This is a genomic window from Luteimonas suaedae (assembly GCF_008312895.1).
Classification (GTDB): domain Bacteria; phylum Pseudomonadota; class Gammaproteobacteria; order Xanthomonadales; family Xanthomonadaceae; genus Luteimonas; species Luteimonas suaedae.
Window position 1 is genome coordinate 1 of record NZ_VSSP01000007.1, and the last position, 24,160, is coordinate 24,160.

The 24,160-nt window shown below is 67.8% G+C and carries 12 protein-coding genes; 2 read left to right on the top strand and 10 right to left on the bottom strand.

The window, feature by feature from the left end; genetic code table 11:
• The 10 genes from FXO19_RS19430 to FXO19_RS11635 form a co-directional block, all read right to left on the bottom strand.
• The coding region (locus tag FXO19_RS19430; RefSeq protein ID WP_223115491.1) for a hypothetical protein at window positions 1-197 on the bottom strand (197 nt) is incomplete at its 3' end.
• A complete protein-coding gene (locus FXO19_RS11595; RefSeq protein ID WP_425481471.1) occupies window positions 178-2,577 on the bottom strand; it encodes a glycoside hydrolase family 95 protein in 2,400 nt (799 codons plus the stop codon). The genes FXO19_RS19430 and FXO19_RS11595, both read right to left, overlap by 20 nt.
• Before the next feature lie 154 nt (window positions 2,578-2,731).
• Entirely contained in the window at window positions 2,732-5,590 is a 2,859-nt protein-coding gene (locus FXO19_RS11600; RefSeq protein WP_149195269.1) for a TIM-barrel domain-containing protein, read from the bottom strand.
• A 137-nt stretch (window positions 5,591-5,727) separates the two neighbouring features.
• Window positions 5,728-7,464, bottom strand: a complete 1,737-nt coding sequence (locus FXO19_RS11605; protein WP_149195270.1) for a DUF5597 domain-containing protein — start codon at window positions 7,462-7,464, stop codon at window positions 5,728-5,730.
• Window positions 7,465-7,652: 188 nt separating this feature from the next.
• The gene (locus FXO19_RS11610) at window positions 7,653-9,572 is read right to left on the bottom strand and encodes a sialate O-acetylesterase (RefSeq protein ID WP_255516399.1); all 1,920 of its coding nucleotides are present in this window, start codon (window positions 9,570-9,572) and stop codon (window positions 7,653-7,655) included.
• A 188-nt stretch (window positions 9,573-9,760) separates the two neighbouring features.
• On the bottom strand, window positions 9,761-11,686 hold the full coding sequence (locus FXO19_RS11615) for a glycoside hydrolase family 2 protein (protein WP_149195271.1): 1,926 nt from the start codon (window positions 11,684-11,686) through the stop codon (window positions 9,761-9,763).
• Entirely contained in the window at window positions 11,670-13,832 is a 2,163-nt protein-coding gene (locus FXO19_RS11620; protein WP_149195272.1) for a WD40/YVTN/BNR-like repeat-containing protein, read from the bottom strand. Before FXO19_RS11620 ends, FXO19_RS11615 begins: the two co-directional genes overlap by 17 nt.
• Window positions 13,833-13,999: 167 nt before the next feature.
• Window positions 14,000-16,714: a TonB-dependent receptor gene (locus FXO19_RS11625; protein ID WP_149195273.1), complete on the bottom strand. Its 2,715-nt coding sequence runs from the start codon at window positions 16,712-16,714 to the stop codon at window positions 14,000-14,002.
• A 765-nt stretch (window positions 16,715-17,479) separates the two neighbouring features.
• Window positions 17,480-20,419 carry a TonB-dependent receptor gene (locus FXO19_RS11630; protein WP_149195274.1) on the bottom strand — a complete coding sequence of 980 codons (2,940 nt, stop codon included), beginning with the start codon at window positions 20,417-20,419 and terminating at the stop codon, window positions 17,480-17,482.
• 569 nt (window positions 20,420-20,988) lie between these two features.
• Window positions 20,989-21,957 carry a LysR substrate-binding domain-containing protein gene (locus FXO19_RS11635; protein ID WP_149195275.1) on the bottom strand — a complete coding sequence of 323 codons (969 nt, stop codon included), beginning with the start codon at window positions 21,955-21,957 and terminating at the stop codon, window positions 20,989-20,991.
• 416 nt (window positions 21,958-22,373) lie between these two features.
• Between FXO19_RS11635 and FXO19_RS11640 the strand changes: the two genes are divergently transcribed.
• Both FXO19_RS11640 and dgoD read left to right on the top strand, forming a co-directional pair.
• The gene (locus FXO19_RS11640) at window positions 22,374-22,991 is read left to right on the top strand and encodes a 2-dehydro-3-deoxy-6-phosphogalactonate aldolase (protein ID WP_149195276.1); all 618 of its coding nucleotides are present in this window, start codon (window positions 22,374-22,376) and stop codon (window positions 22,989-22,991) included.
• Window positions 22,988-24,136, top strand: a complete 1,149-nt coding sequence (dgoD, locus tag FXO19_RS11645; protein WP_149195277.1) for a galactonate dehydratase — start codon at window positions 22,988-22,990, stop codon at window positions 24,134-24,136. Before FXO19_RS11640 ends, dgoD begins: the two co-directional genes overlap by 4 nt.
• Window positions 24,137-24,160 lie beyond the last annotated feature (24 nt).

The window sequence follows — 24,160 nt, forward strand, 5'->3', positions numbered from 1 at the left end:
AACGTCGCCACCAGGCTGATCAGCACGATGAAGCGGGTGTTGGGCGACTCCGCGGGCACCGCATCGCTCGTCATGGAAATGCTGCTCATGGTCAGTCCTGGGTTCGAGATGAGGGGCCGGGCCGGTGCAGGCGCCGGCCGTGATCGGGCGATACGCGCGGATGGCGCGATGACGTGTTCACGCGCGCACCAGCGCACCGCCGCGCCAACGCAGCCGTGCCGACTCGCCGGCCTCGAGGGTCAGCTTCAACGTGCGGTCTCGATAGGCGACCAGGTACTCGCCGCCGCGATCACTGCGCAGCCGTGCCTCGGCCAGGCGGCCGGCCGCCCAGGCCAGGTCGATGCCGGCGGCGCCGCGTGCGCGCAGCCCGCGCACCGAACCTTCCGGCCAGGCCGCGGGCAGCGCCGGCAGCAGGAAGATCGTGCCACCCCAGCTCTGCAGCAGCATCTCGGTGATGCCGGCGGTGCCGCCGAAGTTGCCGTCGATCTGGAACGGCGGATGCGCGTCGAACAGGTTGGGATAGGTGCGCGAGGGACTAAGCAGCATGCCCAGCACCTTGTACGCATGCTCGCCGTCCCACAGCCGCGCCCACAGGTTCAGGCGCCAGCCGATGCCCCAGCCGGTGGCTTCGTCGCCACGGATTTCGAGCGAGGTCTTCGCCGCCGCCGCGAGTTCCGGCGTGTCGCGCACGTTGATCTGGCTGCTGGGGTGCAGCGCGTACAGGTGCGAGACGTGGCGGTGGTCCATCTCCGGCGCCTGCATGTCCCAGTCTTCCTGCCATTCCTGCAGCTGGCCGGCCTTGCCGATGCGGTGCGGCGGCAGGCGTTCGCGCAGCGCCGCCAGCCGTTGTGCGAACGCATGGTCGACGTCGAGCCGCTCGCTCATCTGGATGCACTGGCCGAACAGGTCGCGCAGGATCTGCGCGTCCATCGACGGGCCGGCGCAGATCGAGGCGCCGTGCGGATGCACGTTCTCCGGCGACATCGACGGTACCGTGACCATCGCCCTGGTGCTCGGATCCTCCACCAGGGTGGCGGCGAAGAACTCGGCCGCGCCCTTGAACAGCGGATAGATCTTCTCCAGGTACGCCGGATCGCGGCCGTAGTCCCAGCGGTCCCACAGCTGCTGCAGCAGCCAGGCGCCGCCCAGCGGCCACAGGCCCCACTTGGCGCCGTCGATCGGGGTGGTCTGCCGCCACAGGTCGGTGTTGTGGTGGACGACCCAGCCGGGCGCGTCGTACATGGCCTCGGCCGTGTACGCGCCGGTCTCGGACAACTCGAACAGCATGCGCTCCAGCGGCTCCACGCACTCGGGCAGCGCGTTGGCCTCGCTGGGCCAGTAGTTCATCTCGGTGTTGATGTTGATCGTGTACTTACAGTCCCAGGGCGGGGCCATCAGATCGTTCCAGATGCCCTGCAGGTTGGCCGGCTGGGTGCCCGGGCGCGAACTGCAGATCAACAGGTAGCGGCCGTACTGGTGATACAGCGCCGCCAGCGCCGGATCGCCGCCCTCGGCGAAACGCGCCACGCGCACGTCGGTGGGCAGGTCGGCGACGGGCGTGCGGCCCAGGTCGATCGACACGCGCCGGAACATGCGGCGGTGCTCGGCCACGTGGTCGTCGAGCAGCGCCTGCCAGGACCTGCGCGCGACCGCGTCGAGCTGTGCGCGGGTGATCGCCTCGGGGTCGCCGTCGATGTCGTCGTAGCGGCGGTAGCTGGTGGCGGCAGTGAGCAGCAGCACCACCTCGTCGGCACCGACGATCTCGATGCGGTCGCCCTGCCGCTGCATGCGGCCGCCGCGCGGCAGCACGCGCAGGCGCAGGGCGAAGCGCAGGCGGCCCTCGATGCCGCGGCTGGAACCGTTGCGCCCGCGCAGCAGCAGACCGTCGTCGCCGTCGGCGGCCACCTCGGAAACCTGATCGCTTTCCAGGCCGATGCGCAGGCCCAGCCGACCCGGCTCGTCCACGCTCAGCCGCACCGCGATGCACTGGTCCACCGGCGAGACGAAGGCCTCGCGCAGGTGCTGCACGCCGCGGCTCTCGAAGGTGGCGCTCGCCAGCGCGCTGTCCAGGTCCAGCGTGCGCCGGTAGCCGTTGACGTCGGACACCTCGAAGAAGTCCAGCGCCAGATCGCCCAGCGTCTGGTACGGCATCTGCTTGATCGGCCGCGCCATCATCGTGGCGTCGGCCAGCGCTTCGGCTTCGGCGTAGCGGCCGGCGAAGATCAGCCGCCGCACCTCCGGCAACGCCGCCAGCGCTTCCGGCGACGTGGGGTCGTACGGGCCGCCGGCGTATAGCGTGTCCTCGTTGAGCTGCAGGCGCTCGTACTTGCCGCCGCCCCACATCATCGCGCCGAGTCGGCCGTTGCCCAGCGGCAACGCCTCGACCCATTGCGTGGCCGGACGGTCGTACCACAGCGCCAGTTCGCCACCGCCCGAAGCCGGTGGCATCGCTGTCTTTGCGGCCGCTCCGCCGGCGTTCCCCTGCGCCGCCGGCGGCCGCCCTTGCGCCGCCGCCGTGCCGATACCGGCGCCCAATCCAGCGACCGTCAGGCCGGCCGCCACCCCCTTGAACAACAGGCGCCGCGAAGGATCGTCCGGCCGGCCCGGGGCGGGCCGGCCGGAGCCGGACCCGTCTCGCGCTTCATCACTCACTGGTCATCACTCACGGGTACTGCTCTCCATCAAGATGTCTACCGGGCGACAACGATCTTGCCGGCTTCGGGATGCACTGTCATTGCGCACCTGCAGCATCGCGCGGCACCACGAGCGCTTCGCCGGTGTATTCGATTTCGACGTCGGACGCCGCTTCCAGTTGCCCCGCGTCCTCGCGCGGGCCGTCGATCCAGCGCACGCGGAAGGTGCGCTGGCCCGGCATGCCGGACCAGTCGCCCTCGCGTGCACCGAGGGTCAGCTCGCCCTTGGCTTCGTTCCACGCCAGCGGGATGCGGCTGAACTCGCCTTGCTCGTAGTCGTAGCTGCGGCCGTCGTCCTCGTACAGCGAGAACGTGCCGTCGGCGCCGGTGTAGACCACCAGCGTGACCGGCGCGTCGGGCTGGTCGTCGACGTGCTGCCGCACCGGCCCGGTCGGCACGATCGAGCCGGCGCGCACGAACAGCGGCATGCGGGCCAGCGGCGCGTCGGCATCGATGGTCTGCCCGCCTTCGTAGCGGCGGCCGCTGTGGAAGTCGATCCAGCTGGTGCCGGCCGGCAGGTAGACCTTGCGGCTCGTGGCCTTAAACTCGTGCACCGGGTTGACCAGGAACGCGGAACCGAACAGGTACTGGTCGGCGACGTCGCGCGCGTTCGCGTCCTGCGGGAAGTCCATGAACAGGCCGCGCAGGATCGTTCCATCGCGATGATAGGTGTCGCCGGCCAGCGAATAGACGTACGGCAGCAGCGTGTAGCGCAGCTTGAGGTAGTACGCCATGCTGTCGTGGTACGGCGTGCCTTCCGGCGCGATGTTCCAGATCTCGCGGTACGGGAACTGGCCGTGCGCGCGGAACAGCGGCAGGAACGCGCTGTACTGGAACCAGCGGGTGTTCAGTTCACGCCACTCCGGCAGGTGCGCCGGATCCTGGTTCTCGTAGCGCTTCTCGACCGAGAAGCCGCCGCTGTCCACGGTCCAGTTAGGCAGGCCAGACAGCGACATGTGCACGCCGGCCGGGATCTGCTCGCGCAGGTCGTCCCAGCGCGAGACCACGTCGCCGCTCCAGCTCGCCACGGCGTTGCGCTGGGTGCCGGCGTAGGCCTTGCGCGACAGGATGAACACGCGCTTGTCCGGATCGGCCGCGCGGTCGCCGGTGTAGACGCCGTGCGAGTGCGGCAGCGGGTACGAGTTGAAGAACTCGGTGGACGGGCCCAGCGCGGCCGGCGTGGTGCGCGCCTTGCGCTCGCCGATGTCGAGGTTGGAGTGCACGTCCGGCTCGGTGGCGTCCAGCCACCAGGCATCGAAGCCGAGCGTGTTGAGCTTGTCGTTCAGCTGGCGCCAGAAGATCTGCTGCGCTTCTTCCGAATAAGGGTCGTAGAACGAGCTGAGATAGCCCTCGCCGATCCAGTCGCGCTCGCCGACCTCAATGTTGCGCTTGTAGATGTAGCCCTTGGCGTCGAGCTCCTTGAAGTGCTCGGTGGTCGGATAGAACTTCGGCCACACCGAGATCATGATCTGCGCGTGCTGCGCATGGACCTGGTCGACCATGCCTTTCGGGTCGGGGAAGTGCTGCTTGTCGAAGTCGTGCGAACCCCAGGCGTCCTGCGGCCAGTACGACCAGTCGAGCACGATGTTGTCGATCGGCAGCTCGCGCTTGCGGTACTCGGCCAGCACGCCGAGCAGTTCGTCCTGCGACTTGTAGCGCTCGCGGCTCTGCCAGAAACCGTAGGCCCACTTCGGCAGCATCACCGACTTGCCAGTCAGGCGGCGATAGCCGGCGACCAGGTCGTCGTAGCCCCGCTCGTCGCCGGCGACGACGTAGTAGTCGATGAACTGTCCGGCTTCCGACCACAGCGACAGGTCGGCAGCCTCGTCCTGCGGCAGCGGATCGCGATGCAGCAGCGCGATGTAGCTGGGATCGATCAGGTCCCACTGGATGCGCAGCTTGCGGCGCTCGCCCGGCTGCATGTCCAGGGCGAATTCGTGGTGCCACGGATTCCAGTTCTGCCGCCAGCGGTCGACCTGCGGTTCGCCATCGATCCACAGTTTGATGTACTCGCTGCCGTACAGCGAGAAGGTGTGGCGGCCCGGCGACAGCGCCTCGATCTCGCCCTCCCAGACCACCTGCATCGGCTGGTCCTGGCTCTTGGCCTCTTCCGGAAAGTTCGCCAGGTCCTTGATGTGCTGGTAGTTGATCTCGGACTCGCGGCGCTCGACCTTCTGCTCGCCGTTCACCGAGTAACGCGCGGTCAACGCGCCCTCCTCGCCGTCGGCGGCGTACAGCTTCAGGCTCTGCGGCAGCGGCTGCAGGCCGCGCGGATCGCCCAGGCGGGTGATCGCATTGTTGTCCCACAGCAGGCCGTAGCCGCGGCTGGACACCAGGTACGGCACCGCGTTGTCGATGTTGTGCTGGAGCAGCTCGACATCGCGGCCCTTCAGGTCCATCCAGCCCTGCTGGTGCTGGCCGGTGCCGTAGATCGCCTCGTCGGCGGGCGATTCGAAGCGCTGGCGGACGCTGAAATATTGCTTGCCCTCCACCTCGAGCGGCTCGAAGCTGCGGCCGCCGGCGCGCTCGGCCAGCAGTTCGTTGCCGTCGGCATCGAGAAAGCGCACGCGGCCGTCCTGCAGCGACACCTCGGCGGTGACCTTGCCGGTGCTCAGCCGCAACTGGCCGTCGACCTCGGCGACCTCGAACGCGGGCGCCGGACCTTCGTCCTCGACCCGCATCAGGCTGGGCGTACGCGCGAATTCGCCCGCGGGATCGGCGCTGACGCGAATGATGTGGTCGCTCACCGCCTGCAGTCGGACCGCGGCCGCGCCTTCTTCGGTGGGGTGCACCACGATGCCCCGGTCGGTCGTTTCGTAGCGTTGCGAGGCGCTTTCCGCACCGCAGGCGGCCAGCAGCGCAGCCAGCGGCAACGCCAGCCAGGTCACGTATCTCATGGTTCCACTCCCGATCATTTCCCGTGGCTTTTCGATGTCATCCCCGCGCAGCCAGGGATCCATGGGCCTTTTCGCAGGCCTGACGTTCATGGATTCCCGCCTGCGCGGGAATGACGAGATTGATTCTCGCGCGCCCCTCATTTCCACTCCGCCAGCTTCACGCGCAGCAGCTGTACCGCACTGGAGAAGTTCAGGCCGTAGTCGGTCTGGTCGCCGTTCCAGACGCGCTGGAACTGCCACTCGCCGCTCTCGTCGTAGGTGCCTTCCTCGACCCGGTCGTAGATCATGTTCACCGTTTCATCGGCCGGGAAGATCGTCACCCGCGCGTGATAGCCGGTGACCAGGAATTCGTCCGGCCCGAGCTCGACGATCAGCGCCGCGCCGGTCGGTTCCGGATTGCCCGGCGGCTCCCCCTGGAACCAGAACTGCGGCACGCCGTACATGACCGAGGCGTTCCAGCGCTCGTTGAGCTCGAGCAGCTGCGCCGGCTGCCCGGGCTGCTCGGCGGTGCCGTGCACCTTGCCCTCGAAGCTCTTGCGGGCCAGCAGCCGCGCGATCGGGCGCGTCAGCGCATAGTTCAGCGCGAACGGCGCCAGCGTTTCCTCGTTCATGCGCCTGGCGCCCAGCGGCCAGTTCGAGTACCTGGTGTAGTCGATGCCGAACGGCGACCAGCCGATCGCCTGCTGTCCGAGCGCGGAGAAGAAGAAGCGCGCGTACGGCGTGTCGTTTCCGGTCTCGGCGACGAACAGCGCATTGTCCGGGCGCGAGTAGCGCTCCAGCACGGTGGTGTGCTTCTCGTACTCGCGCATGTAGATGTCGGGCGCGAGCAGGTCGATGTTGGGCGCTGCGACCTTGTAGATGTCGAGCACGTTGTCGGTCGGCCCGCCACTTTCGTACTGGCCCGGTAGGCCCGGGTCGAACGGATCGCGCATTGCGCCGTTGACGTACATCGGCAGCGGGTATTCGGCCTTGCCGGCCGCCGCGACCTGGTCGATGTAGTGCGCCACGTGCCAAGCGTGGAAGAACTCGTCGGCGTCGTTGCCGAACACCTCGCGCCAGCTGCCCGGTTCCCTCTCCAGTCCTTGCACCAGCGCATCGGGCACCGGGCCATCGAACACCCGCTGCGCCATCGGCGAGAAATCGCGCGGGGCGCCGTAGGTGCCGGGCTCGTTCTGCGGCTGCACCATGATCACGGTGCGCTGCGGATCGGCCTGCTTCAGGTGACGCATCAGCTGCACGAACGCCTTGGTGTCCGCCTCCAGCGTGCTCGCGGCCAGCGGCGACAGCGAGTTCAGCGTCTTGCCGTCGGCGGTGATCACGCGCGGGAAGCGCTCGTTGTCGAGCTTGACCCAGGCCGGCGCGTAGTTCGGGCCGTTGTTCTTCCAGGTCGCGAACCACAGCAGCACCAGGCGCAGTTCGCGCTCGCGCGCCTGCGCCAGCAGGGTATCGACGAAGGAGAAGTCGAACTCGCCCTCGACCGGCTCGACCTGCTCCCAGGCGATCGGCACCATCACCGTGTTCGGCTCGATCACGTCGATGGCCGGCCAGACCTTGTCCAGCGCGGCCGGATAGTTGCTGGAGTTGTTGACCTGGGCGCCGAGGATCAGGAAGGGCTCGTCGTCGACCAGCAGGGCGTGGCGGCCGTTCTCGGTGACGAGCTTCGGGATCGGGGCTTCGGCGGCTGCCTCGCGCTTTGCCGATGCGGCGGGCGTTGCGGCTTTCCCGTCTGCAGTTGCGGAATCCTGCGCTGGTCCGCCGCTGCAGCCCGCAAGCAGCGCCGAAGCGAGCAGCAGCGGAACGAACAGGGCTTTTAGCCCCCTCTCCCCCGCTTGCGGGGGAGAGGGTTGGGGTGATGGGGCCGACGGAGCCTTCATTTCTAAGAAACGGCGAAGCATCGAGTGCCGTGAAGCTAAACGCCTCACTCGAAACGACACAAGCATGGAACGATTATCGGCGCCGGCGCTCCCCCTCACCCCGGCCCTCTCCCCCGCAAGCGGGGGAGAGGGAGCGAAAGCGGGCGCGGGCACATTCGTCATTTTTGGTGTGCTGCTCGTCATTCGGTTCACCACTCTTCGGTACGAAACGGCGAGGCCGGCAGGCCTTCGCGGTTGGCCAGGTCGGCGTCTTCGGGGTTGTCGCGCCAGGCGTAGCGGGCCGCGACAGGCGCCGGCACCGCGTCGCTCCGCACCACGACGGTGTCGCCGGCGATGCGCGCCTGCGCCGGACGGAATACGCGGTCGGCGCCGGCGATCTCGAAGCCATGCACCGCCTCGCCTCCGCCGCGCACTGCCAGCGCGCTGCCCTGCAGGTCGAAGCGCAGCACGGCGCGGTCGCCTTCGATCGCGATCGCGCGGTAAACCGGCCCGGAGAACACCAGGTCTTCGCCATAGGCGACGTGGCGGGCCGCCAGCGCCAGGCGCTGGCCGACCGTTCGCTTGTCGCGTGGGTGGATGTCATGCGCGTCGCCGACGTCGATCGTCACCGCCTGCGCGGTGGCCGGCAGCGCCAGCGTCACCGTCTGCGACTCGCGCAGCACCGCCCACGGGCTCTCCAACACGCGGCCGTCGGCGTCCGTGCGGTCGCCGCCGGAGGCGAAGCTGGCCAGCTGCGCCCAGAGGAACGGCAGTTCCGGCGCATTCCAGTCGCCGCGCCAGCCGCGGATCATGTCCGCGAACTGCTCGCGGTAGCGCCAGGCGCCTTCGGGCCAAGCGTTGGTCTCGCCCTGGTACCAGATCGCGCCGCGCAGCGGATACGGCTGCAGCGGGCGGATCATGGCGTTGTACAGCAGGGTGTCGATCTGGTTCTTGTCGTCCAGCAGCGAGACGGTGACGGCGGTGGTGCGGAACTTCCATTCGCCGGCAAGCGGACGCCGCGCGCCGTCGGCCGGCGCCACGTACAACTGCTCCGCGCTGCCGGCGATGCCGCCACCGCCGCCGGTATCGGTGACCCGCACCGCGAGGGTGTTGGCGCCCGCACGCAGCGCCGCCGCCGGTACCGGATACGCGCGCGGCGTGCTCCAGCCGTTCTCCATGCCGCCGACCGGCTGGCCGTTGACCCAGGCCCGGTCGCTATCGTCGATCTGGCCCAGGCCCAGGGTCACGCCGGCCGCGGCCTCGTCGGCGCTCAGTTCGAACGTAGTGCGGTACCAGGCCTCGCCATCCATGCCGGAATAGCCTTGCGCTTCCCAGAGCGCCGGTACCTCGATGTCGGCCCAGTCGGCGGTATCCAGTGCGTCCACGGACAATGCGGCTCCCCCGGCGGCAGTTTCAGGCCAGCGCGCGATCAGCCCGCGCGTGCGCGCTTCCACTTCGGTGTCCGCCTCGCGCTTGCCGCGCATCTTTTCCGACAGCGCGGCGGTGTCCAGGCCGAGCATGTCGGCGTCCATCCACGCCTCGATCGCGCTGCCGCCCCAGCTGCTGTCGATGATGCCGATCGGCACCCCGGTGGCGGCGCGCAGTTCGCGCGCGAAGTGGTAGCCGACCGCGGAGAAGTCGCCGACGGTCAGCGGCGAGGCCGCGGCCCACGCGCCGCCGGCCAGCCGCACCTGCGGCGTGTCCGCCCACGATTTCGGCACCTTGAAATGCCGGATCTGCGGGTCGTCGGCGCGCGCGATCTCGGCCTCGGCGTCGTTGGTCTGCAGCAGCGGCCATTCCATGTTCGACTGACCGGACGCCAGCCACACGTCGCCGACCAACACGTCGCGCACGGTGACCGTCTCGTCGCCGGCGGTCACCGTGATCTCGAACGGCCCGCCCGCGGCATGCGCCGGCAGCACCGCCAACCAGCGGCCGTCGGCGTCCGCCACGGCCTCGGCCCGCCGCCCGTCGAACGCGACCTGCACCGCGATGCCCGGCGCCGCCCAGCCCCAGACCGGCAGCGGACGGTCACGCTGCAGCACCGCGCCGTCGGAGAACAGCAACGGCAACTCGACGGCGGCGTGAGCGGGAAGGGAGAACGCAAGCAGGAGCAGGACCAGCGCGATGCTCCTGCCCGCAAGGCGGCTGCCGCGAGCGAGGGCCGGGAATCGCGCAGCGATTTGTTCTAGCTGTGGCCTTCGCCAGGCACCGAGCAAATCCCCCCTGCCCCCCTTTTTCAAAGGGGGGAAATGCTCGAGGCCCTGCGGGCCGGCTTTGTTCTCCGCGGAGGCTCCGCTTGAGCGCGGCATCGCGTTCATTGGTCATTCTCCAAGGTCGCTTCCGCAGCGGCCGGCGCGCCCCGCTCCTTGTAATAGTCCCGCATCACGTACCAGGCCTGCTTCTTCTCGCCGTCTTCGGACAGCAGGCCCTTGCGGTTATACCCGTGTCCGTGCGCGTCGCGCTGGAACGGGTGCAGGCGCACCGGCGAGCGGAAATCGGCCAGCACCCAGGGCGCGACGCCGCGCAGGAACGGAATGCCGGCCAGCATGCGCAGCTGCTTGCGATAGAACGCCGCCTGGAAATCCTCGCTCCAGGCGCTGGCGATGTCCTCACTGCCGCGGTGGCCGTGGCGCGCCTCGGCGCCGAATTCGGTGATCAGCAGCGGCTTGCCGAACGGCTTCCACAGCGCCTGTTCGGGTTCGACCGGCCAGGGCGTGTACCAGCCGAAGTATTCGTTGACGCCAACCACGTCGAGCGCGTCGACCAGCGGATCGCCGACTGTCAGCGTGTTGCCGTCGAAGCCCGGCCCGTACAGGGCCGCGCCGACCAGGCGGGTGGAATCCAGCCGGCGGCTGCGCTGCGCCAGCGCCGCCAGCGCCGCGTCGCGCTCGGGGCCGGAGGACGTCTCGTTGGCGATGCCCCACAGCACCACCGCGGCGCGGTTGCGGTCGCGGCCGATCATCTCGGCCAGCATCGCGTCCAGCTTGGCGCGCATGTCGGGGTCGGCGAAGTCGATGCCCTGGTAGACGGGAAGCTCCTGCCACAGCAGCAGCCCCATGCGGTCGGCCAGGCGCACCAGGTGCTCGTTGTGCGGATAGTGCGCCAGGCGTAGGAAGTTGGCGCCCAGCTCCACGGCCTGGTCCAGCAGACGCTGCGCATCGGCTTCGGAATGCGCGCGGCGGCCGTCGATCTCCTCGTGCAGGTTGACGCCGCGCAGGAACACCGGTTCGCCGTTGAGCAGGATCTCGTCGCCGCGCACGGCGATGCTGCGGAAGCCGATGTCCTCCGCCAGCGCGTCGTCGGGCGTGGAGACGTGCACGCGGTAGAGCTTGGGACGCTCCGGCGACCACGGCTCGAACGGCGCCTCGAAGCGGATGCGCGCAAGGCCGTCGGCGCCGGCCTGCGCATGCACGTCCACGCCCAGTTCGGGAATGCGCACGCGCACCGGCTGTCGCGGCGCGCTGCCGGCCACGCGGACCCAGCCGTCGACGCGCTGCAGCGAGTCCGGCGCCAGCTGGATGAAGTAGTCCTGGACGTAGGTCGCCGGCGTTTCCACCAGGTCCAGGTCGCGGGTCAGGCCGCCGTAGTTGAACCAGTCGAAGCCCTGCGCCGGGATGCCGTCCTTGCGCCGCTCGTTGTTGACATGCACCAGCAGGCGATTCTCGCCGTCGCGCACGCGTTCGGTCAGCTCGAACTGGAACGGGGTGAACCCGCCCTCGTGGCTGCCCAGCTTCTCGCCGTTGAGGAGTACGTCCGTGCGGTAGTTGGCGCCGCCGAAATGCACGAACAGCCGGCGCCCGTCGCGACGCGCATCGGTGGCGTCGTATTCGAACGCCTTGCGGTACCAGACCGAGCCTTCCAGGTACATCAGCTCCGGGCGCTGGGTGTTGAAGTCGCCCGGCACTTCCAGGGTGAGGCCGTCGTCGAATCCGTACTCGTAGAAATCGGTCTTGCCGGTCGCAGTACGGTCCTTCCACACCGCCTTCCAGTCGCCGATCCCGGAGGCGTAGGGATCCACCAGCGCCTGCCATTCGCCGTTGAGGCTGCGCCGCTGGCGCGCCGGCAGGTTGGTCAGCGGTGTCGATGTGGCGTCGGTGGTTTCTTGTGCAGGTGTTGCGGGTGTGGTGGCGCGGTCTTGCGGGCGTGGCGTGTAGCCCTGTGCGTTTGCCAGTAGCGGCACGCACGCCAACGCCGCAAGCAGCGCGACTTCGGCACGGCGAAATTCAAAGCGGGTCGCCATACACGATCCCCCTGCCATGCGTGCCGAGGTACACGCGACCATGCACGCGCGGATCGCCGACGATGATGCGAATCCTGCCGTAGCGATGCGCGTCGTCGTCGATGCGTTGCCAGTGGCGGCCGTCGTCGTCGGAACGGAACAGCCCGCTCCTGCCGTCGACCTTGCCGGACACGAACAGCGTCGGGGCATCGCTGCCGTCCTTCGCCTTGCCGAGTCCCAACGCATCGGCATGTTCAACGCCCGCCAACCGCTCCAGTTTGCCCGCCGACCAGCGCAGCAATCCGCGCCACGACGCGGCGAGGTAGACCACCGCGCTGCGTTGCGGATCGGGCCGGACCTGCGGATCGAACCTGTCGCCGGATTCGCCGACGCTCGCTGCGACTTCCTTGAACTCCACGCCGCCGTTGCCGCTGGCATACAACTTTCCGGTGGCGCCGTCGAAAGCGTAATACAGTCCCTCGTCGACCTTGTCGGCCTCGACCGCCGCGCGCGCGGGCAGCCCTTTCGCTTCCCGCCAGCGTTTACCGAAGTCGTCGCTGATCCACGCGTTCGCCGCCTTCGAAGGCGTCCAGATCACGCGCTTGCCGTCGGCGGCGATGGTGATGTGGCCGGCGCCCTCGCCGTCCGGCGGTTCGCTGGCGAATGCGGTCCAGGCCTTGCCGCCGTCGAGCGAATAAGCCGCGCGCATTTCGTCGTGTTCGCGATCACGCACGGTACCACTGCGCACCACGATCTGCGGCGCTTGTCCTGCGTAGGCCATGCTTTCGGTGTTGGTCAGGCGCGGGCCTGCGTATTGCAGCGTCGGCGTGTCGGGATCGTCATGGCGGAAGCCGTCGATGTCACCGAGCCCGCTGAGCAACGGCGCGCCAGGCGGGCTGAGCAACGCCAGCGGCACGGTTTCCTCGAGCCCGGTGCTCTTGAACCACCAGTCCACTTTGTCGCCGCGGTCGAACGCGGTGAGGTTGCGCGAAGCCCACAGGCCGTAGCCGGTGACGAACACAGCGTGGTCGGCATCGAAGGGGTCGATCTCGATGTCGGCCATCCAGTGCGGCGTGTGGTCGCGCGTCCACACTGCGGTCGAATGGTCGAAGCGCGACTGCGCGAGTACCGGTTTCCAGTTGCGGCCGCCGTCGGTGCTGCGGAAGATCTCGTCGTGCGGGCCGTAGCGTTTGAAGGTCGTCGCCAGCAACACCTGCGGATTGCGCGGATCCACCGCCACCGCGCCCCAGCCGAACCCGTCGCCCTCGGTGTCGATCGATTGCGGTGCCGGCGTGATGTCCTGCCATTCGCCCGAGGCCGGCGCGTATTTCCACACCGCGCCGTCGTTCATTTCGTTCGGGCCCGGTTCGTCGCCGTAGCTCAGGTAAAAGACACCGTCGCTGGCGCGCGTCATGTGGTTGGGACGCAGGCCTTCCGGTTGCTTCGGCACCGCGGTCCATGTCGCGCCGCCGTCATTCGATTCGTACAGGCTGGTCCCGCGCGTGGACACGCCGGCATAGAGTTTCGGCGTCGGCGCACCGGGCTTCCCACTCGCCGGATCGAACACCACGAACACGATGCCGACGTGCTGCAGGCCGCGCCACGGCGTCTGCACGCCTGCAGAGGCGGATGTGGCGATGGCGGGAAACGAATCCATCTTCGACCAGTTCGCGCCACGGTCACCGCTGCGCCACAGTCCCGCGCCGCGCGAGCCGAAGAACAGCACGCGGCCATCATTCGGATCGACCGCGAGCCGCTCGCCGTTGCCGCGGCCCTGTTCGTTGCCGCCGAGCTTGAACGGCAGGTCGGTGCGCTGGAACGTGCCGCCGCGATCGGACGAACGCAGGATCGCGCCGTTGGCCGATTTTGCGTTGGTGTAGGTGCCCGCGGCGAGATACACGCGCTCGGGGTCGGTGGGGTCGATCGCCAGGCTTTCGATACCGAGCAGGTTCTCGTCCTCGGCGCCGATCCAGTCGGTCAGCGGGATCCAGCGTCGTGCGGCGGCGTCCCAGCGATAAGCGCCGCCGATGTCGGTGCGCGCGTACAGCAGCCCCTGCTCGGTGGGATGGAACACCAGCCCGGTGACGAAACCGCCGCCGCCGATGGCGACGTTGCGCCAGGCGTAGGGCGCGGCCGCGAAACACGCGCACGCGGCCAGCGCCAGCATGATGCCGAGCCCGTAGCCGGCCGCGGTGCGAAATGCGTCCCTCGGCGCCCGGCCGCGGAGGCGCAGAAGCGAACGGGAACGGGACGGCGGCTTCCGCCCATCCCGACCCGGAAGGACCGTAAGCGCGGTCGGGGCAAGCATTGGTCGGGCAGGCGCGCGCATCCTGCTCAGAGGCTGGCGCGCAGGGTGATGCCGTAGCGGCGGTCGTTGATGACGAAGTCGCGCAGGCGCGATTCGTAACCCAGGTAGCTTTCGCGCTGGGCGTCCAGCAGGTTGACGCCGTCCAGCGAGATCGACCAGTTGTCGTTGATGTTGAAGCGGACCGATGCGTCCAGCTGGCCGAAGCCCTTGTTGTAGACCGGCAGGTTGCCGGTGCCGTTGCCGGCGGTCGTCACCAGCCAGTCGCTGCGCCAGTTGTAGGCCACGCGCGTGGCGAAGCGGGGCTGCTCGTAGCTGAGGATGACGTTGTAGCTGTTCTTGGACAGCCCTTCCAGCGGCACCGTCAGCGGCTGGCCGTTGGTGTCGGTCGCGGTGGGGCTCGGCGCCTCGCTGTCCACGTAGGTGTAGTTGGTCTGCAGGCCGAAACCGCCCAGCCAGCCGGGCAGGAAATCGAAGAACTGGGTATAGCCCAGCTCCACGCCCCTGATCCTGCCGTCGTCGCCGTTGACCGGGCGGGTGATCTCCCACTCTTCGCCGTCGATGGTTTCGACGATCGTGGCATTGGCGATGAAGCCGTCGACCTTCTTGTAGAAGGCGGTGCCATACAGCATGGAGCCTTCGCCGAAGTACCACTCCAGCGAGGTATCGAACTGGTCGGCTTCCATGGGGCTCAGGTTCGGATTGCCCGCCGAACCGGTGCGGCGGCCGCCCGCATCGACGCTCAGGCCCAGGTTGGGATTGAGCCTGTCGAAGGTCGGGCGGGAAATGCCCTTGGACGCGGCGATGCGCCACAACAGGTTGTCGCGCAGGAACCAGCGCAGGTTGAGGCTGGGCAGCACGTCGGTGTAGCTCTGCGTCACGCTGATCGGCAACAGGCCGGTCAGGTCGTCCGGATCGGTCATGACGCCGGTGGATTCCAGCTCCGTGCGGACCACGCGCACGCCGACGTTGCCGTCGAACGGCACGGCGGCAACGTCGTTGCCGAAGCGCAGCACGCCGTAGGCCGCGTAGGTCTGCTCGCTCTGGGTGTTGATGTTGGTGGGGCCGAACGTCAGCGGTGGGGCGCCGAATCCCGCCAGGGTCTCTTCATAGTTCGCCACCGCGACGTCGGACGCGGTCAGCGTCGGGCCGAAGGTGTCGCCGTCGCCACGGAAGAAATCGGTGGTCGGGTTCGGCACCAGCGGGATGTTCGGATAGTCGGCAAACGGGGCGCCGGCACAGTCGTTCAAACACATGAAACGCCAGACGTTGCCCTTGTTCTCGGCATCGCGGTCGGTATAGCGCACGCCGGCCTTGAAGCTGCGGAAGAAGCCCTCGTCGAACGCCAGGTCCATGTCGCTGCGCCAGGCGAACTCGGTGCCCTCGTTGTCGTCCTTGTTGTCCAGGTGGAACTTCCAGCCGATGTAGTTGGCGCTGTCGGCCAGGTAGCCTTCGGCGCCGCTGGCGTCGGTCACGGCCAGGCGCGGCAGGTCGCCGCTGAAGTCCATGGTGAAGCGCGGCACGCCGGTCATGCCGGTGCCGACGATGTAGCGCGTGGACTCGGTGGTGGCATCGACGTACTGGAAATCGGTGCTCAGCGAAAGCCGCTCATTGACCGTCCACTTGGCGCCCGCCGAGTAGTCGGTGGTCACCGAGTGGCGTTCGGTCAGGCTGGTGTTGGAGTCGACCGGAGTGTCCTGGAACGTGCCGCTGACGAATTCGTCGCGGTCGTTGACCACGAAGCTGCTGCCGGGAACCGGCACCATCGGGCTGCCACCGCTGTAGGCGAAGAACGAGTAGTCCAGCCAGCTGAACTCGTAGTCCGAACGCAGCGCCTGCAGATACACCTCGACATCGTCGTTGGGACGCCATTGCAACGCGATGGCGCTGGTCTCGCGGTCGCGCTTGCCATTGGTGGTGTTGATGCCGGCGCCGCGCGGAACCGAGATGTCCTGGCCTTCGTAGCCGGGCACGGTAGCCAGATCCCACCAAGGCTCGATCGAGATCGTGTCCTGGCGGAACGAGCCCTCCTGCTTGGACAGGTTCACCAGCAGGCCGATCTCGCCGATGCCGGTCTGCCAGCGATTGCTGAACAGTCCGGAGAAGGCGGTTTCACCCTTGTCCGCTAGGTCGTAGTGGTTGTACTGGAGGCTGCCGGCCAGTGTTCGACCGTCGTAGTCGAACGGCAGGCGCGTGCGCAGGTTCACGGTGCCGCCGAGGCCGCCCTCGATCATTTCGGCGGAGGGGTTCTTGTAGACGTCGATGCCGGCCAGCAGCTCGGCCGACACGTCCTCGAAGCTCAGCCCGCGGCCCTCGTTGGCGGTGAAGATGTCGCGACCGTTGAGTTCGGTACGCACCTGGGTCAGGCCGCGGATGGCGATCTCGCTGCCTTCCCCGTAGTTGCGCTGGATCTGGATGCCGGAGATGCGCTGCAGCGCCTCGGCGACGTTGTTGTCGGGCAGCTTGCCGATGTCCTCGGCGACGATCGAGTCGACGATCTGTTCGGCGTTCTGCTTGATCGCCTGCGCCTGGGTGACGCTGCTGCGCACGCCGGTGACCACCACGGCGTCGAGTTCGGTGGCGTCGTCCGTCTCCTGATCCGCATCGGGCGCGGGCTGCTGTGCGTACGCGTTGCCGCCCATCAGCGCGGCGATGCCGAGCGCGATGGCCGAATGCCGCAAGCCGCGGACCGATGCGCGGCCGGTGGCCCGGCCCGCCGAAGCGTGGCGCTGACGTGTTGACATGATTGTTCCCTCCCAGGACCCACTTGAACGACGAATGTTGTCGAGCGTCCCGGCATGCCGATCAGCCGGGCCATGCTCGTGCTCCGGGTCGACCGCTGCTCGCAGGGCAGGGGCCCGCCGGCATTCCATCGCCCGATGCGCATGGCACTGCGTGCATGCCCCCGGGCCGCATGCCTTACCGGTCAGTGGAGGCATACCCCGGCACCGCAGGCTCGCCCGCAGCATAGGAGGGGGTGACATTCCATACCAATGAAATATTCGCCGCGAGCTATATCACCATCGAATGATGCATCGCATCAATTTCGCCCTGCTGGCGGGAATGAAATCCTCAACGTGCGTCGCCACGACACGCCGCATCGCTGTCACGCCATTCGAGGGTGATGGTGGTCGTGTCCCATCCAGTCCAGCGGCAGCAGGCGGCGCGCATCCGGATGCCCGCGATATACGCCACCGCTGCGCGCGCGCGTGTACGGCAGACCGGGCTCGCAAGAGTGGAACACCAGCCCGGTGAAGCCGCCATCGATGGCGACATTGCGCTATGCATCGCCGGCCGCCTGCGTCGATGCCAGGCCAGCCGCCAGCACGTGCACGATCCTTCGCCTCCGCGACGCGGGGGCGCAGGCCCGGCGCACCGCCGGCGCACCCCGAGTCGTGGAAATGCGGGGACAAGACGGCTCCCCGCTGGTCATGCGCCGGAACGCACGCTTGCATCGCACTTCCGACTGTTGCGATCCCGCCCGCGGCGTCGCTGGCGGGACCGGGGTCCTACAGGTCCAGGTTGGCGCGGACGGTCAGGCCGATCCGGCGATCGTTGAGGTACGAGCCGTTGGGACGACTCGGGTTGCCGTAGTAGTCGAAGCGCTCTTCATCCAGCAGGTTGGTGCCATCGAGCGAGATCGACCAGACCTCGTCGAAGTTGAATCGGATCGACGCGTCCAGTTGCCCCGTCTCGTCGTGGTACTGCGGCACGTGGCCGGCGTTCGGCGGCCGGGTGGTGACCAGCCAGGTATCGCGCCAGTTGTACGCGGCACGGACCGAGAAACGTTCGCGCTCGAAGAAGAGCACCACGTTGTAGCTGTGCTTGGACAGCCCCTCCAGCGGCAGGTAGGCGACCTCGATGCCGTCGGTGGTCTGCGCGTCCGGCGACGGCGCGCTGCTGTCGACGTAGGTGTAGTTGGTCTCGAACCCGAACCCCGACTGGAAGATCTGCCGGTAGCCAAGCTCCAGGCCCTTGATCTTGCCGTCCTCGCCGTTGGCGCGGGTCTGCAGCTCGAACGGGCGCACGCACTCGGCGCCCACGCAGGGACGCGCCGAGCTGTCCGGCGTGTCCTGCACCTCGTACGCCGGATCGTAGTAGTTGGCGGTCACCGTGTCGTAGAAATAGAAGCCCTTGACCTGCTTGTAGAAGGCGGTGCCGTACAGCATCGAGCCTTCGCCGAAGTACCACTCCAGGGAAGTGTCGAACTGATTGGAGTACATGGGCTCCAGGTAGGGGTTGCCGCGGTTGGCGTAGGACAGGCCGCCGGTGTTGAAGTCGAAGAAGGTGTTGCCCAGATGCACGTACGGGTCGAGCAGGTCGAAGTTGGGACGCGACATCGCGCGCGAGGCGGCCACGCGCCACTGCAGTTGCGGGGTGAAGAACATGCGGAAATTGAAACTCGGCAGCACGTCGGTGTACGCGTGCTTCACGCTGACCGGCACCAGTTCGTTCACCGGCACGTCCTGCTCGCGCTCCCAGCCGTCGACCGTGGTCTCCGTGCGCACCAGGCGCACGCCGGCATTCGTGTCCCAGGGGAAGCGGCCGCTGTCGTTGCCGAAGCGCAGCATCGCGTAGGCGGCATAGGTCTTCTCGCCGAATTCGCGAATGTCGGTCTGCGCGTTGTAGGTCACCGGATCATGGCCGAACATGCGCACGGTGTTCTCGTAGTCGGCGACCATCTCGTCGCAGGCCACGTAACCGGTCGGCAGGCCGCTCTGGCCACGGAAATGATCCTCGAACGGGAACAGCCTGTAGCACGCGTCCGGGTACTCCGACAGGGGCACCGCGGCCCACGTGCCCCAGGCGTTGTCCGAACCCGGCGGCGGGATCTTCTGCCAGTTCCAGCTGGAACTGCGCACGATCGAGTCGCGATCGGTCATGCGGACGCCGAAGCGCAGGTCGCGCAGGAAGTCGCTCTCAATGAAATCCCAGCGCACGTCCGCCCGCCACGAGATCTGGTCGGCATCGTTGTCGTCGCGCTTGTCCAGGTGCGACATCCAGCCGGCATAGTTCTCGATGTTGCTCATGTAGCCCGGGATCGGCTGGCCGGTGGCCTGTTCGACGACGCTGATCGACGGCCGCTCGCCGCGGAAGTCCACGACCACGGGCGGCATGCCGTAGAGCCCTGCCCAGCCACGCCAGTCATTCGGATCGGCCAACTGCCCCGCCAGCAGGTCGACCCAGTAGTTCACGCTCTCGGTGGTGGCGTCGACATACTGCAGGTCGGTGGAGAAATGAAGCCGGTCGTTGACCTGCCACTTGAATCCCGTGCTGTAGTCGCTGGTCACCGAATTGCGCCAGTCCATGCGCGCGGTGGTGGTCACCAGCGCGTTGTTGAACGTCCCGTACTGGAACTCGCCTTCCGGGGTGAAGCCGAACGGATCGGTGAAGGCTTCGTAGCCGGGGATCGACGGCGAGACAAAGCCCCAGCCGTTGCCGGAGAAGTTCACCAAGTCCTCGGTGTCGTTGTTGAAGTTGCCGGCGCGGACGCTGTACTCGCGGTTGCGGAACTTGTAGTCCGAGCGCAACGCTTGCGCATAGACCTCCATGTCGTCGTTGGGCCTCCACTGGAATGCCGCGGCCAGGCCGTCGCGCTCGCGATCGCCGAAGTGGCTGTACATGCCGATCTCGGTGGGGATCACGACCTCCTGTCCCTCGTAACCGGGGACATCGTCGAACACCAGATAGCTGCCGAGATTGATGCGATCTTCGCGATACTGGCCTTCCTGGCGGGCGATGTTGAACAGGAAACCCATCTCGCCGACGCCGGTCTGCCAGCGGTTGCTGAACAGGAACGAGGCCGACGGCTGCACCGAATCGCGCAGGTCCCAGCGGTTGACGGTGAAGCTGCCGCTGAGCCGCATGCCATCGGCATCGAACGGCATGCGCGTGCGCAGGTTGACCAGGCCGCCGATACCGCCTTCGATCAGTTCGGCGTTCGGATTCTTGTAGACGTCGACGCCGGCGAGGAGTTCGGCCGGCACGTCCTCGAGGCTCAGTGCGCGGCCCGCGTTTGCGGTAAAGATGTCGCGTCCGTTGAGCTCGGTGCGCACCTGGGTCAGGCCGCGTATGGCGATTTCACTGCCCTCGCCCTTGTTGCGCCGGATCTGCACGCCCGAGATGCGCTGCAGCGCCTCGGCGATGTTGTTGTCGGGCAGCTTGCCGATGTCCTCGGCAACGACGGAATCCACGATCTGGTCGGTGGTTTCCTTGATGATCTGCGCCTTGGTAAGGCTGCCGCGCACGCCGGTGACCACCACTCTGTCCAACTCGGTGGCGTCATCTTGATCCGCCCCACTCGGACTCTCGGTAGATTGTTGTGCATGCGCCTGCGCGCTGAGCAATGCGGCGATGCTCAGTGCAATGACAGTATGAGGAAAGTGATTGCGACTGGAACTGCGGCTCACAAGTCGGCTTGCCGGGTCACGGCGATGACGCGTTGACATGGTTGTTCCCTCCCAAGGACACATGACTTGCGTTGTCGGTTGGGGCCCGGACGCCGTAGCGCCGCGTGCTCCCTGTGGTCGCTCGTTCTTCGGCTCGGCGTTCCGCTCTTGTTGGATGACGGGTCCGGCACGCAAGCGCCGGGCTCCGCCTGGCGACCTATCGCGCGCTCCGATGGCGCGCGTGTTCCTGAGTGATGCAAATGGGCCGCGTCGAACTGCGGCGCCGCCCATGAATGCCGTTGACCGATCGGAATCGTGAAACGTGACTTCCGTCGGAGCATAGGCGGCAGGCGCGATGCCATACCAATGAAATATTTACAAAGATCTATATTTCTTTGGAATATAAGAGATCGCCGAATGGGTGATGCCCATAAATCCCGCCCCGCGCTTCGCGGGCGACACTCACTCCCGAAAATCGGCAACCTTCACCGCTTTACGATGAAAACGTTTTCCGTCTTCGGCGAGGCCCGGGCAGCCGGTCGGGAGCCATGACTTCCGAAATTTCATTGGCGGTGCATGGCGGGCTTTGCAGCGCAACCCCAAGGGGAAAAAACTACAAGGGCAGCGTTCTAAGGAAGATGCCGCGGCGGCAGATCCGCGTACAACCGCCGCGCCGTGCTCCGCAGCGCCTCCAGCACCCGTTCGGCGCCGGGCGACAGCAACTGGTCGCGGCGACGGACGATGCCGAAGAATTCCATGCGCACGCCCAGCTCGATCGGCAGCGCGACCAGCTGGCCCGCCTGCACGTACGGCGCCACCGAATCGATCGGCAGCGCAGTCAACAGGTCGCCGCTGCGCAGCAGGTTGGTGATGACTGGCAGCGCCGAGGTCTCGATGATGTTGTGTGGCCGCTGCAGGCCGTGTTCCAGGAACACCGAATCCAAGCGCGCGCGCAGCACGCTCTCCGCCGGCGGCAGGATCCAGCCGTAGTCGATCAGGTCGGCGTGCTGCAGCCGCGTACGCCCGGCCAACGGATGTCCGGCCCGCGCGATCACCGAATGCGGCTCGTCGGCGAGCGGCTCGAAGTCCAGCTCGCCGGCGCCTTCCGGACCCATGATGCGGCCGATGACGATGTCCAGTTGCCCATCCAGCAGCTTGGCCACCAGCGGCCGGCTGTAGTCCATCTCCACCCGGATCATGATGTCGGGAAAATCGCGCTTGACCATCGCGACCGCCTGCGGCACCAGATTGGTGCCGGGATTGACCACGGTGCCGATCGCCGCCTGCCCCATCTGCCCGCTGCGCAATGCCGCAATCTCGTCGTGGGCGCGGCCGATTTCCGACAGCGCCGAGCGCGCCCGGCGGATCAGGACCTGGCCATACCAGGTCGGCTCGACACCGCGGGCATGGCGTTCGAACAGCTTCACGCCCAGCACGCTTTCCATCTCGGCCAGCAGCTTGGAGGCGGCCGGCTGGGTCATGCTGGCCGCCTCGGCGGCGCGCAGCACGCTGCGCTGCTCGTACAGATGCAGCAACAGCAGCAGATGCCGCGTCTTCAGGCGCGAGGCGTTGAACCAGCTGGTGCTTGCCTGGACCATGCGGACCACCTTCCCCAGGGTGCGGTGCGGCTGCGGATGCGTGCCGGCCGGCGGCGGACGATCACGGATAAAGCCACGGCCGCCGAGGGCTCGCCGGTCGATGATACGTATTCACATGGGGAATAGCATCTGCCGAAAATTTCATTTGTCGAACATAGGTTTGCGGGCAACGCTATGACCCATCGCCAACCCCGCGAGGGGGCGTGACCGGCATGGGCGCATGCGGCCCGGCGGTTGGCGTAACGCCGCACCGACGCGCATCGTGAACGGTCGCCCGGCGCAGGACGGCGGGCACGTCCCGCCACTGCCGAAGGCCTCATGCCAGGAGGAGGGTCCATGGCGCATCCCATCGGCATCCATGTCTTGCGCAACGCCGCGCGGATCGTCCGCCTGTCGATGCCGGCGCCCCGGTGCGCATGAGCGCGCCTCCATTCCGGCTTCCGCTGATCGCCATCCTGCGCGGCATCCGGCCGCAGGAAGTCCTGGCGCACGTCGAGACGCTGGTGGACGAAGGCTTCGATGCGATCGAGATCCCGCTCAATTCACCCGACTGGGCCGACAGCATCGGCAGCGCCGTCCGCGCCTTCGGCGACCGCGCCTGGATCGGCGGTGGCACCGTGCTGCGGACCGCCGACGCCGACGCGCTGGTCGAGTTGGGCGCGCGCTTCATCGTCACCCCCAACACCGATCCCGCATTGATCCGCCATGCGGTGGCGCGCGGCCTGCAGGTCGTCGCCGGCTTCGCCACGCCCAGCGAAGCGTTCGCCGCGCTCGACGCCGGCGCGCAGATGCTCAAGCTGTTTCCCGCATCCACTTATGGGCCGGCCCACGTGCGCGCACTGCGCGCCGTGCTGCCGCCCGTCCCCTTGTTCGTCGTCGGTGGCGTCGATCCGACATTGCTCGCCGGATACCTCTCCGCCGGCAGCACGGGCGCCGGCATCGGCGGCGAGCTCTATCGGCCGGGGCAACCCGTCGACCGCACGCAGGACAGCGCGCGCGCGTTCAAGCAAGCCTATCTGGAAGTCCTGCCATGAAGATCGTGCGCCTGAGCACCTACCACGCGGCACCGCGCTGGCTGTTCCTGAAGATCGAGACCGACGAGGGCGTCACCGGCTGGGGCGAGCCGGTGATCGAAGGCCGCGCGCAAACCGTGGAGGCGGCCGTGCACGAGCTGTCGGAGTACCTGGTCGGCCGCGATCCGGCGCGGATCAACGACCTGTGGCAGACGCTGTACCGCGGCGGCTTCTACCGCGGCGGCCCGATCCTGATGAGCGCCATCGCCGGCATCGACCAGGCGCTGTGGGACATCAAGGGCAAGGCGCTGGGCGTGCCGGTCTACGAACTGCTCGGCGGGCTGGTGCGCGATCGCATGAAGACCTACCGCTGGGTCGGCGGCGACCGGCCGGCCGAGCTGATCGCGCAGATCCGCACGCTCACCGAGCAAGGCTACGACACGTTCAAGTTCAACGGCAGCGAGGAGCTGGCGCCGCTCGCCGGCACCGCGGCGATCGACGCGCTGATCGCCAAGGTGGCCGGCGTGCGCGAGGCGTTCGGCAACACGGTGGATTTCGGCATCGACTTCCACGGCCGGATCGGCGCGCCGATGGCGCGGGTGCTGCTGCGCGAGCTGGAGCCGTACCGGCCGCTGTTCGTCGAGGAACCGGTGCTGCCGGAACAGGCGGAGGAGTACCCGCGACTTGCCGCGATGAGCGCGATCCCGCTGGCCGCAGGCGAGCGCATGTACTCGCGGTTCGAGTTCAAGCGGGTGCTCGCCGCCGGCGGCCTGTCGATCCTGCAGCCGGACCTGTCGCATGCCGGTGGCATCAGCGAGTGCTTCCGCATCGCCGCCATGGCCGAAGCCTACGACGTCGCGCTGGCGCCGCATTGCCCGCTGGGGCCGGTGGCGCTGGCCGCGTGCCTGCAGGTCGATTTCGTTTCGCACAACGCGGTGCTGCAGGAGCAGAGCATCGGCATCCACTACAACGAACATGCCGACCTGCTCGACTACGTGCGCAACCCCGACGACTTCCGCTGCGAGGCCGGCTACATCCGCGCCCTGCCCGGCCCGGGCCTGGGCGTGGAGATCGACGAGGAGCGCCTGCTCGAAGCGAGCCGCTCGCCGCCGGCCTGGCGCAATCCGCTGTGGCGTCACGCCGACGGCAGCGTGGCCGAGTGGTGAGGCACCGATGATCCGGAGCACCGC